The organism is Amycolatopsis sp. CFH S0740 (assembly GCF_004522315.1).
Lineage (GTDB): Bacteria > Actinomycetota > Actinomycetes > Mycobacteriales > Pseudonocardiaceae > Amycolatopsis > Amycolatopsis nivea.
On the sequence record NZ_SDLS01000028.1, the window covers coordinates 109,813 to 123,928 of the forward strand.

Below are 14,116 nucleotides of genomic sequence, written 5' to 3' on the forward strand. Positions count from 1 at the left end.
CGTGAATCTCGGCCTTGAGGGAAAGAAGCTGCTCTCCATAACGGTCGAATACAGTGCCGTCCTGCATTTCTCCGACGACTACACGGCGCGCATCGAATCACCGTTCAGCTTCAACGTGCCAGGGAGACAGTACAGTTTTTCCCCGGAGAGCGATCCGCAAGAATCATTCCAGCCGATGGATGTCTTGGTGTCTCAAGTCGTAGCGAAGTCCGATGCGGACAATTCTGGCACGTTGAGAATAGCGTTCGGCAACGGCGCTGCGATCCAGGCGGAGAAAGACGACGAATACGAAGCATGGACAGTATCCGGGCCTGACGGATTCCTGGTCGTCTCCATGCCTGGCGGAGAACTCGCAACCTGGGACGCCAAGCCCGACGCTCCTTGACGAGGTTCGCCCGCCGCGTGCGACGGCGAGAAGGTGGTCCGCTAAGGCGCGGATGGCGTGACATCGAGATAGCCGGGAGTATTGCGATCGGGTCGCTAGTGTTCGGCGCTGGCGAGCCTTTGCTGGACGACAGCGCCGAGGCCTTCCCGATGCTGCGGCCCGGTCTCGACCTCGCAGCCGAGCGGCAGCGGCGTGAGGTATGCCGGTGCCGGCGAGGCGATCGAGGGGAGCGACCTCTATCCGGGTGCCCGGCCGGCGTTGCCTGCCCTCCGCGCGAGCGCGGCGTGGGTGGGTGTTGCCGACAATCAGACAGAGAAGGCCGCCCGACTGCTAGTTTGAGGGCGCAGTGATGACGGGGTGTGAGGGGAGCATCACATGGGGAGATCGGGTGACGGTTCTCCGCCTGACGCAGGCGAGGACGTGCCGGCCGGGAGATGCCGGGTGCCAGCGCGGCGCGGGTTGGAACGGCTTGTCGGGCCGGCGGTACGCGAGGACGGCGGGTGTCGGGTACCGGTTCGAGCCTGTTGAAGTCGAGCAGGTGCGGCTCGTGCAAACGTCATTGCAGCGCATGGTCGACCACAACGTGATTGTGCAGCGGACCGCATACGCGTACCTCAACGCGCTGAAAAAAGCCAACGGAACGTATGCGCCGCTTGATGCTTGGCAAAGTGAATCCCGGAAAGCCCGCTCTTGGCGGCATGTATTAATAGGATATTGGTGACTCTTTCTCGATTTCGTCTTGCCCTGGCCGGTATCGCAGGCGTGGTGGCTGTCGGGGTCAGCGGGTGTTCCGAACCGACTCAGGGGACGGCAAGCCCGGTGCCTTCCGGTGCCAGTCAGAGTGGTTCGCCCTCGTCGTCGGGGAGCGACAATGTGGAGGCTCCGAGGGTTGCGGCTCCGGTCAATGTGGACAAGTACCTCGCGGATCCGTGCAGCATGTTGACACCGTCGCAGCTGTCCGCGTTGCAGCTGAGCCAGCCCGAGGCTGACAAGGCGTCCAGCAGCGTCGGCTGCGGTTGGCGGTTCAGCGACGGGTACACGGCCGTCAGCGCCACGTTCTTGACCACGGTCAAGAACGGCTTGACGAACACCTATCGGCAAAACGCTTTCGGTTATTACAAAGACGGTTACTTCGAGCCGACGGTCGTGAGCGGTTTTCCGGCCGTGCTGGCCAACACCGCGGACCGCCGCAGTCAAGGACAGGTGACCATGCTGGTCGGAGTGTCGGATCAGACCGAAATGCTGGTGCTGATCCAGGGCCCGCCTGGTAGCAACGCCACGACAGCGGCCACGAACGTGACCAAGGCTGTCCTGTCGACGATGCAAGGCAAGTAGTGAGCTGGCGGGACAATCGATGTCCGTTCAGCAGATCTACGACAACTTCGCGACCGGTGTTGGGCCGGACGGGTTGACGCAGGCAGCCGTCTATGTCTCCCCGTCCAGGCGCATTGCGAGGCCCGGGCCGCGACTTGCCGCCCTCGAAGGCACGCACAGGGACGGCGTCGCTGCACTTTGGTCCGGTCGCCGAGTTCTCGCGTCTGAACCATGCCAGCAGAAGGCGCGGCTTCCGCGCTGCCACTCTTGTCGGTAGGCCGTGGCACGCATTGGCCAATGCATGAGAAAGACAGTCTCGACCTTCGAACGGACGCAGCGCACGAGAACCTCAGCCTGGTGTCCACCCCGGATTTGCTGGGCAGGTATGCAGCGATACTGCGGGAGCTGCGTGACCGCGGGGTCGTAAGAACCCGGAACGCGCCGCTGGGGGACTATGCCGAACACCTAGCGGCCGAGGCCTATGCCGGCGAGCTCGTACCGAATTCGGTCAAGTCCTACGACTTGCTCGCCGCGGACGGCCGCCGGATCCAGGTGAAAGCCCGGGCCATGGGGCCGGAGACGCGGTCAGGCGCTGTCTTCTCCGCCTTCCGTTCCTTCGACTTCGACATCGCCGTGCTCATCGCCTTCGACAGCACCACCTACGAGCTGCGGTGGGCCCGTGAGGTGCCGGCCGCCGACATCGAAACCGCCGGCCGGTATTCGTCCCATATCAACGGACGGCTGATCAGAATCAGCACTGGCGCCAAGCTCGGCGACGATGTCACTGCCCGGTTCAAGGATGTCATGTCCCGTTAGCCGGGTTCCGGCAGTTGGCGGAGTCTGCGCCAGTGCATCCGAGGACGCGCGGCGCGAGCGGGTCGATTCCGGAGTGCTCGATGCGATTGCGATCTTGGGCCGAGTCCGGGCGGCCCTGGGTGCCACGACCTCACCGGGGGCCGGTGCACGACGCGAGCACCGGAAATCTCTGCCTCCGCGGCCGCACCGGAACCGATCTGGCCAAAAATCTCCGAAGGCCCTGTCGAGTCGCGCCCGATCCGTTCGTCTTCCTCTTGTCAACGCACCCACGGCCGTGGCGGGCACCCGCCGGGAACTCGGCTTCTCCTGGAAGGACACCACCCGATGAGCACCACCTCGCAAGATCCGACCGTCCTGCACTTCGACATCCTCGTCGACGTTCCCCTCGAGCGGGCCTTCCGCGTGTTCACCGAGCGGTTCGACGAGGTCAAGCCTCGCGAGCACAACCTCCTCGCGGTGCCGATCGAACGGACCGTGCTGGAGGCTGAGGCCGGTGGCACCGTGTACGACCTCGGTTCCGACGGCAGCCGGTGCACCTGGGCGCGGGTGCTTGCGTGCGAGCCGCCGGATCGGCTGGTTCTCAGCTGGGACATCAGCCCTCGCTGGCAGTTGGAGTCCGATCCCGGTCGTACCAGCGAGGTGGAGATCCGGTTCGTCGCCGAGGGTGCCGGGCGCACTCGGGTCGTGCTCGAGCATCGGCATCTCGACCGGCACGGCGAAGGCTGGGAGAGCTTCGCGGGGCTCGGCTCCGGTTCGGGCTGGCCGTTGTACCTCGACCGGTTCCGGGCCGCGACGGAGCGGGATGCCGCGGGAAGCTGACAACGTCCTTGCCGGGACTGATCCGGCAAGGCGCGCGCGACATGGATGGCCCCGGCTGCGACGAGTGGTCGGGGCCATTGACCTTCGGCGTCGATTCCTTGTTCGACGGCGCGGATTAATCGGGGAAAGAACTCCGGCGAAAGTGTTGATCATCATTCATCGGTCAATTCCGACACCGGCAACGGTAGCGAGCAAAGTCCTTGCTGGACAACGGGTTGCGCCACTCGAATGGGCGACTCCGACTGGTTGAGGAAAGTTTTACCCGCCCTATAAAAAACGAACTGTTGCACAGTGAAACAGATCACCACCGCTGGATGGATACGGCATTTTTACGGCGATCACCGCTAACGTGAAGCCGTTCCCGCGCCCCGCGCATTTCGCTTCGGACGCGCCGCGCTGTTTCCATTCGGAGGTCGGACGAACGATGGGTGACCAGTCCCGGGCAAGCACTACGCCCGCGTCGGACGCGTTGTTGCGGCTGGGGCGGTATTTGACCCGGTCGAGCACCTCGCCGGACCTGCGCGCGGTGTATCGCACCGGCGGGCGCGAGGGTGACGTGTTCTACCGGGACCGCTGGAGTCACGACAAGATCGTCCCGTCCACGCACGGCGTCAACTGCACGGGGTCCTGCCGGTGGAAGGTCTACGTCAAGGACGGGATCATCACCTGGGAGAGCCAGGACCCGGACTATCCCTCGGTGGGCCCGGACCTGCCGGAATACGAACCCCGAGGCTGTCCGCGCGGTGCGTCGTTCTCCTGGTATTCCTATTCTCCGACCCGGGTGCGGTTCCCGTACGCCCGCGGCGTGCTGGTCGAGATGTACCGGACGGCGCGGGCCGAGCACGGTGATCCGGTGCGCGCTTGGGAGTCCATTGTGGACGATCCGGTGAAGCGCCGGGCTTACCAGCGCGCCCGCGGGAAGGGCGGGCTGGTGCGGGTGAGCTGGGACGAGGCCGCCGAGATCGCCGCGGCGGCGCATGTGCACGCGATCGCGCGCTACGGGCCGGACCGGGTGGCCGGGTTTTCGCCGATTCCGGCGATGTCGCTGGTCTCGCACGCGGTCGGGTCCCGGTTCATGGCCCTGCTCGGCGCGCCGATGCTGTCGTTCTACGACTGGTACGCGGATCTGCCGGTCGCCTCGCCGCAGGTGTTCGGCGACCAGACCGACGTGCCCGAGTCCGCGGACTGGTGGGACGCGGCCTACCTGGTCATGTGGGGCTCCAACGTGCCGGTGACCCGCACCCCGGACGCGCACTGGATGACCGAAGCCCGCTACCGGGGCCAGAAGGTCGTGGTGGTGTCGCCGGACTACGCGGACAACACCAAGTTCGCCGACGAGTGGCTCGCCCCGCATCCGGGCACCGACGCGGCGCTCGCGATGGCGATGGGGCACGTGATCCTCACCGAGTTCTTCGTCGAGAAAGAAATCGATTACTTCGCCGACTACGCGCGCCGCTTCACCGATCTGCCCTTCCTGGTCACGCTGGAGGAACGGGACGACGCGGCGGTGCCGGGGAAGTTCCTCACCGCCGCGGACCTCGGCCAGGACGTCGCCGAGGCGGCGTGGAAGACGGTCCTGCTGGACGACCGCACCGGGGAACCGGTGGTGCCCGGCGGTTCGCTGGGGTTCCGCTGGAACGACGAGGACGAGGGACGCTGGAACCTCGACCTCGGCGACGTCGTCCCGCGGCTGACCCTGCTCGGCGAGGGGGAAACAGCCGAGGTCCTGCTGCCGAGGTTCGACGCGACGGACGGCTCCGGGGCGGTGCTGCGCCGGGGCGTGCCGGTGCGGCGCCTCGGCGGTCGCGTCGTCACCACCGTCTTCGACCTGCTGCTCGCGCAGTACGGCGTGCGCCGCGCGGGGCTTCCCGGCAGCTGGCCGGAGTCGTACGCCGATCCGAGCCAGCCGGGCACCCCCGCGTGGCAGGAGGAGATCACGTCGGTTCCGGCCGACCGGGCGGCCCGGATGGCGCGCGAATTCGCCCGCACCGCCGAGGAATCCCGCGGCCGGTGCATGATCCTGATGGGGGCCGGGACCAACCACTGGTTCCACTCCGACACCGTGTACCGCACGTTCCTCGCGCTGCTGACCATGACCGGCTGCCAGGGCCGCAACGGCGGCGGCTGGGCGCACTACGTCGGCCAGGAGAAGGTCCGCCCGCTGACCGGGCACGCGACGCTGGCCGGCGCGCTGGACTGGGTCCGGCCGCCGCGGCACATGATCGGCACCGCCTACTGGTACCTGCACACCGGCCAGTGGCGCTACGACCGGATGCGCAACGACGCGCTGCTTTCCCCGTTGGCGACCGGGAAACTCGCCGGCACGTCGGCCGCCGACACGCTGGCGACCTCGGCCCGGCTCGGCTGGATGCCGTCGTACCCGACCTTCGACCGCAATCCGCTCGACCTGGTCGACGAGGCCGAGGCGGCCGGGGCGGACCCGGTCGAGCACGTCGTCGCGCGGGTCCGCAGCGGCGAGCTGGGATTCGCCTGCGAGGACCCGGACGCGCCGGAGAACTGGCCGCGCGTGCTGACCGTGTGGCGATCGAACCTGCTGGGCTCCTCGGCGAAGGGGCACGAGTACTTCCTGCGCCATCTGCTCGGCACGGACGCGAACGTCCGCGCGGAAGAGGCGCCGCCGCACCTGCGCCCGGAAACCGTTGCCTGGCGCGAAGAAACAGCCGAGGGCAAGCTGGACCTGATGCTGGCGCTGGACTTCCGGATGACCAGCACCACCTTGTTCGCCGACGTCGTGCTGCCCGCCGCGACCTGGTACGAGAAGCACGACCTGTCGTCCACCGACATGCACCCGTTCGTGCATTCGTTCAACGCCGCGGTCGATCCGCCGTGGCAGACCCGGACCGACTTCGACGCCTTCCACACCATCGCGCGCCGGTTCAGCGAACTGGCCCGGGTCCACCTCGGCGTGCGCAAGGACCTGGTCGCCACGCCGATGCTGCACGACACCGCGGGCGAGACCGCGCAGCCCGGCGGCGTCGTCCGGGACTGGCGCGACGGCGAGACCGAGCCCGTTCCCGGCGTCACCTTCCCGGCGTTGACCGTGGTCGAACGCGATTACCCCGCGGTGGCCGCGAAACTGGCCACGCTGGGACCGCTGCTGGACGAACTCGGCACCGCCACCAAGGGCGTCGCCTACGACGTCCGGGAGGAACTGGCCTGGCTGGGCAAGAAAAACGGCCTCGCCCGCTCCGGTCCCGCCGAGGGAAGACCGCTGATCGACACCGACATCCGCGCCTCCGACGCGGTGCTCGCGCTCTCCGGCACCACGAACGGACGTCTTGCGGTGCAAGGGTTCGAACAGCTGGAGCGGCGGGTCGGGCAAGAGCTGGCGCACCTGGCCGCCGAGCACGAGGGCAAGCGGATCACCTTCGCCGACACCCGATCGCGCCCCGCCGCGGTGATCACCAGCCCGGAATGGTCGGGCAGCGAAAGCGGCGGACGGCGGTACTCGGCGTTCGTGATCAACGTCGAGCACCTCAAACCGTGGCACACGCTGACCGGACGGCAGCACTTCTTCCTCGACCACGACTGGATGCACGAACTCGGCGAGGCGCTGCCGGTCTACCGCCCGCCGCTGGACCTCAACCGGATCTTCGGCGACACCGGCGATTCGCCCGGCGAGGTGACCGTGCGGTACCTGACCCCGCACAGCAAATGGTCCATCCACTCCACCTACCAGGACAACCTGCACATGCTGACGCTGTCCCGGGGCGGCCAGACGATCTGGGTCAGCCCGGCGGACGCGGCGGCGATCGGCGTGCGCGACAACGACTGGGTCGAGGCGGTGAACCGCAACGGCGTGGTGGCGGCGCGCGCGATCGTGTCGCACCGGATGCCCGCGGGCACGGTGTTCATGTACCACGCCCAGGACCGCGCCGTGAACGTGCCGCGCACCGAGACGACCGGCAAACGCGGCGGCACCGGCAATTCGCTCACCCGGCTGCTGATGAAACCCACTCATCTGATCGGCGGCTACGCCCAGCTGACTTTCGGCTTCAACTACCTGGGGCCGACCGGAAACCAGCGCGACGAGGTCACCGTGCTCCGCCGCCGGGACCAGGAGGTGCGGTACTGATGAGGATCATGGCGCAGCTGGCCATGGTGATGAACCTGGACAAGTGCATCGGCTGCCACACCTGTTCGGTCACCTGCAAGCAGACGTGGACCAACCGGGCGGGCACCGAGTACGTGTGGTTCAACAACGTGGAAACCCGGCCGGGGCAAGGGTATCCGCGCCGTTACGAGGACCAGGAGAGCGGCAAGGGCGGCTGGGTCCGCACGCCCGGCGGCAAGCTGAAACTGCGCGCCGGCGGACGGTTGCGCAAGCTCGCCACCGTGTTCGCCAACCCGGATCTGCCGGAGATCGGCGACTACTACGAACCCTGGACCTACGAGTACCGCACGCTGCTCGACGCCCCGCTGGGCGACGACGTGCCGACCGCGGCACCGGTCTCCGCCGTGACCGGGCAGCCGATGCAGCCCTCCTGGGGCCCGAACTGGGACGACGACCTCGGCGGCTCGACCGAGCACGGCGTCGCGGACCCGTTGCTGGAACGCGTGCGGGACCAGGTCGGCGCGAAAGTGAAGATGGAGTTCGAGCAGAGCTTCATGTTCTACCTGCCGCGGATCTGCGAGCACTGCCTCAACCCCGCGTGCGTGGCCAGTTGCCCGTCCGGCGCGATGTACAAGCGCGAGGAGGACGGCATTGTCCTCGTCGACCAGGAACGCTGCCGCGGCTGGCGGATGTGCGTCACCGGCTGTCCGTACAAGAAGGTCTACTTCAACCACAAGACCGGCAAAGCGGAGAAGTGCACCTTCTGCTATCCGCGGGTGGAGGCCGGTCAGCCGACGGTGTGCTCGGAGACCTGCGTGGGCCGCCTGCGCTACCTCGGCGTGCTGCTCTACGACGCCGACCGGGTCGCCGAGGCGGCCGCGGTGCCCGACGAGCACGACCTGTACCCGGCGCAGCTGGACCTGCTGCTCGACCCGCACGATCCGGACGTGGTCCGGGCGGCCGAGCGGGCCGGGATCCCGCGCGACTGGATCGGCGCGGCCCAGCGGTCCCCGGTCTACCGGCTCATCCACGACTACCGGCTCGCGCTGCCGCTGCATCCGGAGTACCGGACCATGCCGATGGTCTGGTACGTCCCGCCGCTGTCCCCGGTGGCGGACGCGGTGTCCGGCAGCGGATTCGACGGCGAGGACGGGCACAACCTGTTCGGCGCGATCGACGCGCTGCGCATCCCGGTCGAGTACCTGGCCGAACTGTTCACCGCCGGGGACCCGGAACCGGTCCGCGCGTCGCTGCGCCGGCTCGCCGCGATGCGCTCCTACATGCGGTCGGTGACCCTCGGCCGGGAACCGGACGACCAGCTGGCCGCCGCGGTCGGCTTGGACGGGGAGCGGATGTTCGCCATGCACCGGCTGCTGGCGCTGGCCAAGTACGACGAGCGGTACGTCATCCCGACCGCGGGCATCGGACAGGCGCACGCACTGGAAAGCATTGCCACGCAATGCAGTCTCGACACCGACGGCGGACCCGGGATGGGCGGCGGCCCGGAGCCGGGGCAGGTCGACCTGCTGAGCTGGCGCGAAGGAGAACGGCCGGACGCGCTCTTCCCGACGCTTTCGCGCGGCGGTGACCGGTGAGGCTGTTTCGCCGCCATACCAAGGAAAACCGGCACCGCGGTGTCCTGCGCGCCGTGGCTGGCTGGTGCCTGCAATACCCGGACGATTCGGTACTGGGCAAGACGGAGTTGTTGCGCGCCGCGCTGAACGAGATCGCCGACGTCCCCGGCCGGGCCGAGCTGCTCCGGGTGCTCGACCATCTCGACGGCCCCGCGCCGGGCGAGCACTACGTCGAGGTCTTCGACCGCAAACCCCGGCGCACGCTGCACCTGACCTGGTACACCGACGGCGACACCCGCCGCCGCGGCAGCTCGCTGGCCGAACTGCGGCAGTACTACCGCGAACACGGCTTCGAACCAGCCGAGAACGAACTGCCCGATTTCCTTCCGGTGGTACTGGAATTCGCCGCCGCCGCCGATCCGGGCGCCGCTGACGAACTGCTCGCCCGGTTCCGCCCCGGGCTGGAACTGTTGCACCGCAACCTGATCAAGCTCGGCACGCCGTACCAGGACGCGATCGCCGCCGTGCTCGCGACGATCGCCGCGGCGGCCGCACCCCCTGTTCCGCAACCGCCGCGCGAACTGGTGGGACTCGACCCCTATCCGACCGGGAGCGCTCGATGACCAGCCTTGACGTGCTGTTGTGGGGAGCTGCCCCGTACGCCACCGTCGCGTTGCTGATCGGCGGCACCGTCTGGCGGTACCGCTACGACAAATTCGGCTGGACGAGCCGGTCCTCGCAGCTGCATGAATCGAAGCTGCTGCGGATCGGCAGCCCGCTGTTCCACTTCGGACTGCTGATGGTGCTCGGCGGGCACGTGCTCGGCCTGCTGGTCCCGAAGGGCCTCACCGAACTGCTCGGCGTCACCGAGGACAACTACCACCTGGTGTCGCTGGCCATGGGCACTGTCGCCGGGCTGGCCGCGCTCACCGGCCTCGGAGTGCTGGTGTGGCGGCGGTTGCGCACGCCAGCGGTCCGGGCGGGCACGAGCCGCAGCGACCGCGCGATGTACCCGGTGCTCGCGCTGGCGCTCCTGGCCGGAACCGCTACGACCGTCATCGACAACGGCTTTCGCGGCGGCTACGACTACCGCGAGACGATCGCGCCGTGGTTCCGGGGCGTCCTCACGCTGAATCCGCACCCGGAGCTGATGGCGCACGTGCCGGTGGACTACCAGCTCCACACCGCGCTCGGCATGGTGCTGTTCGCGCTGTGGCCGTTTTCCCGGCTGGTGCACGCGTTCAGCGCACCGGTGCACTATCTGCTGCGGCCGTACGTGGTGTACCGGCGGCGCGATCCCGGCCAGGTCGGGAACCGGGCCGCGCGGCGGGGGTGGGAGCCGACGGTTCGGCGCTGAGCCAGGTGTGCGCGGCGGGTCACTGGCCTTGCTGGGACGCGGCGGCGTGGGCGCCGAGGTCGTCGAGGGTCAACGGGTGCCGCGGCGGCTGTTCGAGCACGATCCGGCGGGTCGCGGTCAGGTCCGCGCCGACGTGCAGCAGTTCGCCGGGACGGAGGTTCTGCCAGCCGGGGTCTTCGTCCATGCGTTCGCTGGCGACCACGGCGGCGCGGTGCCGGGCGAGACCGCTGGACCGGGCCCGGATCCGGCCCGCCGCGCTCGCGTGTTCGAGGTGCCGGTCGCCGTGCGGGCCGCCTGCGCAACGCTGCAGGACGTAGAGGTCGTGCGTGTCGGGGTAGCGCAAGGCCCACAAGCCGTCCGCGGTAGTGAGAACGAGGTTGATCGCGTAGACCGGGAGATTCAGGGCGGCCCAGCGGGCGGCGGCGGTGATCCCGGCGCTCACGTCGCCGTCATGAGCGTCGATTTCTTGGGTGACCATAGCGAAGAAACGTTCGGAGTCGGTGTCGCCCTTGACGAGCTCCCGGTACTCGCCGAGCCGGGCTTCCAGCCGGGGGAGATCGCCGAGGACGCCGTTGTGGGCGAACAACCGGCCGTGCTGGGCGAACGGATGGGTGTTGGCCGGTTCGAGGCCGCCGGTCGAGGCGTAGCGGATGTGGGCGAGGAAGGTCGTTGACGTGCATTCCTTGGCCTCGCAGGCGAACTGTTTGTCCTCGTAGGCCGCGAATGGCTGTTTCCAGACCTGCGGCGTGCCTTGCTCGTCGAAGATGCCGAGCCCGGTCCCGTCCGGTTCGCGCCGGCTCTGGGCGGCGAGGCTGTCGGGCGCTTCGAGCAGCCAGAACGTGGCGTGCACGCGCTCCGGGGCAGCGGACAGACCAAACAGACGGCACATGCCGATCCCTTCCCGTCGCGGTTCGGTCCGTGGTTACCCGGGGGAATCGGCCTCAACCCTCGCGGGCGGAGGGCGTCCAGCGGCGGCGTTTTCAGGAGATCCGCAAGCCCCAGCTCGCGATGTCCGTCGCGAGGGAGAGCAGTTCGGCGAGACCGGCTTCGTCCTCGCGCAGCGCGTCGGGACGCCAGGCGAGGCTGAGCACGCCGTTCCAGCTCGCCCAGAGCACGGTGGCCGCTTTGCGCGCGTCGAGCGGGCGGATCGCGCCCTCGGCGATGCCGCGCTCGATCGCGTCGATCATGCGCGCGTTCTGCTCGTCGACACGGTGCGCGAGGCGGGCCGCCGTCTCGGCTGCGGCGGGGTAGTTGCCGAGCGGGGCGGGGAACGCGAGCATCCGGAAGAACTCCGGCTGTTCGAGGTAGAACCGCAGGTACTCCTCGGCCGCGGCCTCCAGCTGTTCGATCGGGGAGCGGTCGGGCGTGTAGGCGCGGTCCATGTACTCGCGGTCGACATCGAGGGCCCGGTCGACGACGGCGGCGTGCAGCCCCGCCTTCGACCCGAAGTTGTTGTAGATCGACCCCACCGCGACACCGGCGCGCTCGGCGATCTCCTCGACCGTCGTCTCCTCGAACGGGCGACCCGCGAAGACCTTCTCGGCGGCCCTGAGCAAGGCGTCGATCGTCCGCTGCTTTCGGGGGTCGCGCGCCTTCGTGCCGCCGGTCGTCATCACGCGATCGTACGGCCGGTTTCTGCATCCATTGCAAGAACTCCCCGATGCGTGCTACCTTCCGGACACTTCTTGCAATCGTTACAAGAGTTGCGCGCCCTTCCGGCGGTGGAGGAGGAAACCCGATGTCCGAACTCCGCGAACACGCCGACCAGGAAGCCGCTGAGCTCGTGGAACGGTTCGCCGAAGCCTGGAGCCGGATGGACCCGGACGCGTTCACCCCGCTGTTCCAGCCCGGCGTCCGGTTGATCCACCCGCTCGAGCGCACCACCCGCGGCGTCGCCGAGGCGCGCGAATTCATGACGCGGACCATGAACCTCGTCCCGGATCTGCGCTACGACGTCCAAGGCTGGGCGAGCGGCTCGGGTCAGGTGCTGATCTGGGGCCGCCTGTACGGAACGCTCGGCGGCAGGCCGATCGAATGGCCGCTTGTCGACCGGATCACGGTCGAAGGCGGGTTGATCGCCGAACGGACCGCCTACTTCGACCCGCTGGTGATCATCGGTGCCGTGTTGCGGCGCCCCCGCGCGTGGCTGCCCTACCTGGGCAATCGGCTGCGCAGGTTCCGCGCCGGACGCGGTCCAGGCAATCGCGGCGGCGTGGCATGAGCGACGCCGGATCCGCCCGCTCGGTGACGGTCGACGGCGCGCGGCTCGCGTTCACCGAACTCGGCGATCCTTCCGCCGAACCGATCGTGCTGCTGCACGGCTATCCGGCCAACCGCCGCTCCTGGCGCCATCAGCTGCCCGGGCTCGCCGAGGAGCATCACGTCTTCGCGCTGGACTGGCTCGGCTGGGGCGAGTCGGAACGCCGCACGGACCTGTCCTTCGACTACGACACCGAGGTGAACCGCGTCGGACGGGTGCTCGAAGCGCTCGGCATCGCCGAATGCAACCTGTTCGGCCACGATTACGGCGGCTTCCTGTCCCTCGGCTTTGCCCAGCGCCATCCCGACCGAGTGCGGCGGCTCGCGATCCTCAACAGTCGTGCGCACCGCACTTTCGTGCCGAAGTGGTACGCCGTGTTCTCGCTCGTCGGCATCCTGGGACGCAGCCCGTTCGCCGCCTTGCCGCTCCCGCTGGAAACGATCAACCGGGTGGCCCTGCGCGGGCTTTTGCGCGCCGGTGTCTTCGACCGCGCGATACTGGACAGCTACCTGAACTGGATGTCCACTTCGGACGGTCGACGGTGGCTCCTGCACTTTTTCCGCGAGTACCGGGTACCTGCTCGCCGGGAACTCGCTGAGGGCCTCGACAAGATCCAGTGCCCCGCCGCGGTTGTGTGGGGAACTGCGGACGAGTATCTCCGGACTTCTATCGCTGAAGAACTCGCCGCGCGGATCCCCGGGGCCGAGCTCACGTTGATTGAAGGGGCTGGGCATTTCGTGATGGAAGAAGCCCCGGACGCGGTGCTTGCCGCCCTGCGTGAGCTGTTGGGTCTCGGGAGTAGCCAGGTAACCTGGCAGAAATGAGTTTCCGGTTAGCGGCGTACGCCGTGTGCATCGAAAACGAATCGGTACTGCTCGCGCGTTACGTTTCGCCGAAGGGCGGAAGCCGCTGGACCCTTCCCGGCGGCGGTGTCGAGCACGGGGAGGATCCGTTCGACGCGGTGATCCGCGAGGTTTCCGAGGAAACCGGGTGCGAGGCGGTGGTCGAACGCCTGCTGGGAGTGGATTCCCGGATCATCCCGGCGGCCGAGCGTCTGGTGCCGGATTCGGGTCCGCACCAGAATGTCGGGATTTTCTACCAGGCCCGGATCGTCGGCGGCGAGCTGCGGCCGGAGCCCAACGGCGAGACAGCCGAGTCAGTGTGGACGCCGCTGCCCGCCGTCGCCTCGCTTCGCCGGTCGGGCCTGGTCGACGTGGGCCTTTCCCTGGCGAGGACCAAACCGCCGACGGGCCACGTCGGACCCGTCGCGGTCGGCGGGCTGATCCAGCACTGACGGATCAGCCGCTGCGCGCATACCCCGCCGCAGGAGCGGGTACTGCTTGAGCGAGCGAGAGGGGACGGTGAACATGAACGTCAACAAGCTGCTGTACCGGCCGCTCGGCCTGCTGTTCGGCGTGCTGGGCGGGCTGGCCGCCAACGCGGTGTTCGAGCAGGTCTGGAAGCTGATCTCCGGCACTAATACTCCAGCTGTAGTTCGTGATCTTGCTGGAGGGGT

At 68.3% G+C, this 14,116-nt stretch carries 14 protein-coding genes; 12 read left to right on the plus strand and 2 right to left on the minus strand.

The window, feature by feature from the left end; all coding sequences use genetic code 11:
* Position 1: 1 nt before the first annotated feature.
* From EIZ45_RS35405 to narI, 8 genes are all read left to right on the plus strand, one after another.
* Positions 2–385 carry a DUF6188 family protein gene (locus tag EIZ45_RS35405; RefSeq protein ID WP_134662994.1) on the plus strand — a complete coding sequence of 128 codons (384 nt, stop codon included), beginning with the start codon at positions 2–4 and terminating at the stop codon, positions 383–385.
* Between the two features lie 819 nt (positions 386–1,204).
* Positions 1,205–1,720 carry a DUF3558 family protein gene (locus EIZ45_RS35410; RefSeq protein ID WP_240690626.1) on the plus strand — a complete coding sequence of 172 codons (516 nt, stop codon included), beginning with the start codon at positions 1,205–1,207 and terminating at the stop codon, positions 1,718–1,720.
* 276 nt (positions 1,721–1,996) lie between these two features.
* On the plus strand, positions 1,997–2,515 hold the full coding sequence (locus EIZ45_RS35415; protein ID WP_134662992.1) for a hypothetical protein: 519 nt from the start codon (positions 1,997–1,999) through the stop codon (positions 2,513–2,515).
* A gap of 324 nt (positions 2,516–2,839) precedes the next feature.
* Positions 2,840–3,334 carry an SRPBCC family protein gene (locus EIZ45_RS35420; protein ID WP_134662991.1) on the plus strand — a complete coding sequence of 165 codons (495 nt, stop codon included), beginning with the start codon at positions 2,840–2,842 and terminating at the stop codon, positions 3,332–3,334.
* Between the two features lie 424 nt (positions 3,335–3,758).
* Positions 3,759–7,430 (plus strand): nitrate reductase subunit alpha, encoded by a 3,672-nt coding sequence (locus EIZ45_RS35425; RefSeq protein ID WP_134662990.1) that lies wholly within the window; start codon positions 3,759–3,761, stop codon positions 7,428–7,430.
* A complete protein-coding gene (gene narH / locus EIZ45_RS35430) occupies positions 7,430–9,004 on the plus strand; it encodes a nitrate reductase subunit beta (RefSeq protein WP_134662989.1) in 1,575 nt (524 codons plus the stop codon). Before EIZ45_RS35425 ends, narH begins: the two co-directional genes overlap by 1 nt.
* Before the next feature lie 53 nt (positions 9,005–9,057).
* Positions 9,058–9,606 carry a nitrate reductase molybdenum cofactor assembly chaperone gene (narJ, locus tag EIZ45_RS35435; RefSeq protein WP_240690625.1) on the plus strand — a complete coding sequence of 183 codons (549 nt, stop codon included), beginning with the start codon at positions 9,058–9,060 and terminating at the stop codon, positions 9,604–9,606.
* Positions 9,603–10,340 (plus strand): respiratory nitrate reductase subunit gamma, encoded by a 738-nt coding sequence (gene narI, locus EIZ45_RS35440; RefSeq protein WP_134662987.1) that lies wholly within the window; start codon positions 9,603–9,605, stop codon positions 10,338–10,340. Before narJ ends, narI begins: the two co-directional genes overlap by 4 nt.
* A 19-nt stretch (positions 10,341–10,359) precedes the next feature.
* Here narI and EIZ45_RS35445 read toward each other — a convergent pair whose 3' ends face one another.
* Together EIZ45_RS35445 and EIZ45_RS35450 are read right to left on the minus strand one after the other, a co-directional pair.
* Positions 10,360–11,229, minus strand: a complete 870-nt coding sequence (locus EIZ45_RS35445) for a class II glutamine amidotransferase (RefSeq protein WP_134662986.1) — start codon at positions 11,227–11,229, stop codon at positions 10,360–10,362.
* 91 nt (positions 11,230–11,320) lie between these two features.
* Complete coding sequence (locus EIZ45_RS35450; protein WP_134662985.1) at positions 11,321–11,953, minus strand: TetR/AcrR family transcriptional regulator; 633 nt, start codon at positions 11,951–11,953, stop codon at positions 11,321–11,323.
* A gap of 125 nt (positions 11,954–12,078) precedes the next feature.
* On the opposite strand from EIZ45_RS35450, the gene EIZ45_RS35455 reads away from it, so the two are divergent.
* From EIZ45_RS35455 to EIZ45_RS35470, 4 genes are all read left to right on the plus strand, one after another.
* The gene (locus EIZ45_RS35455) at positions 12,079–12,561 is read left to right on the plus strand and encodes a nuclear transport factor 2 family protein (protein ID WP_167756654.1); all 483 of its coding nucleotides are present in this window, start codon (positions 12,079–12,081) and stop codon (positions 12,559–12,561) included.
* On the plus strand, positions 12,558–13,424 hold the full coding sequence (locus EIZ45_RS35460; RefSeq protein WP_134662983.1) for an alpha/beta fold hydrolase: 867 nt from the start codon (positions 12,558–12,560) through the stop codon (positions 13,422–13,424). The genes EIZ45_RS35455 and EIZ45_RS35460 overlap by 4 nt, the downstream gene beginning before the upstream one ends.
* A complete protein-coding gene (locus tag EIZ45_RS35465; RefSeq protein ID WP_134662982.1) occupies positions 13,421–13,894 on the plus strand; it encodes an NUDIX hydrolase in 474 nt (157 codons plus the stop codon). The genes EIZ45_RS35460 and EIZ45_RS35465 overlap by 4 nt, the downstream gene beginning before the upstream one ends.
* Positions 13,895–13,967: 73 nt before the next feature.
* Positions 13,968–14,116, plus strand: a 149-nt coding sequence (locus tag EIZ45_RS35470; RefSeq protein ID WP_134736099.1) for a DUF4235 domain-containing protein, incomplete at its 3' end; no start/stop codon positions are given.

Excerpts from the sequence above, each read along its gene's own strand:
- EIZ45_RS35420 (WP_134662991.1), top strand. The coding sequence starts at position 2,840 with ATGAGCACCACCTCGCAAGATCCGACCGTCCTGCACTTCGACATCCTC.
- EIZ45_RS35445 (WP_134662986.1), bottom strand. The coding sequence starts at position 11,229 with ATGTGCCGTCTGTTTGGTCTGTCCGCTGCCCCGGAGCGCGTGCACGCC.
- EIZ45_RS35455 (WP_167756654.1), top strand. The coding sequence starts at position 12,079 with ATGTCCGAACTCCGCGAACACGCCGACCAGGAAGCCGCTGAGCTCGTG.
- EIZ45_RS35460 (WP_134662983.1), top strand. The coding sequence starts at position 12,558 with ATGAGCGACGCCGGATCCGCCCGCTCGGTGACGGTCGACGGCGCGCGG.
- EIZ45_RS35415 (WP_134662992.1), top strand. The coding sequence starts at position 1,997 with ATGCATGAGAAAGACAGTCTCGACCTTCGAACGGACGCAGCGCACGAG.
- EIZ45_RS35465 (WP_134662982.1), top strand. The coding sequence starts at position 13,421 with ATGAGTTTCCGGTTAGCGGCGTACGCCGTGTGCATCGAAAACGAATCG.
- narH (WP_134662989.1), top strand. The coding sequence starts at position 7,430 with ATGAGGATCATGGCGCAGCTGGCCATGGTGATGAACCTGGACAAGTGC.
- EIZ45_RS35450 (WP_134662985.1), bottom strand. The coding sequence starts at position 11,953 with ATGACGACCGGCGGCACGAAGGCGCGCGACCCCCGAAAGCAGCGGACG.
- narI (WP_134662987.1), top strand. The coding sequence starts at position 9,603 with ATGACCAGCCTTGACGTGCTGTTGTGGGGAGCTGCCCCGTACGCCACC.
- EIZ45_RS35425 (WP_134662990.1), top strand. The coding sequence starts at position 3,759 with ATGGGTGACCAGTCCCGGGCAAGCACTACGCCCGCGTCGGACGCGTTG.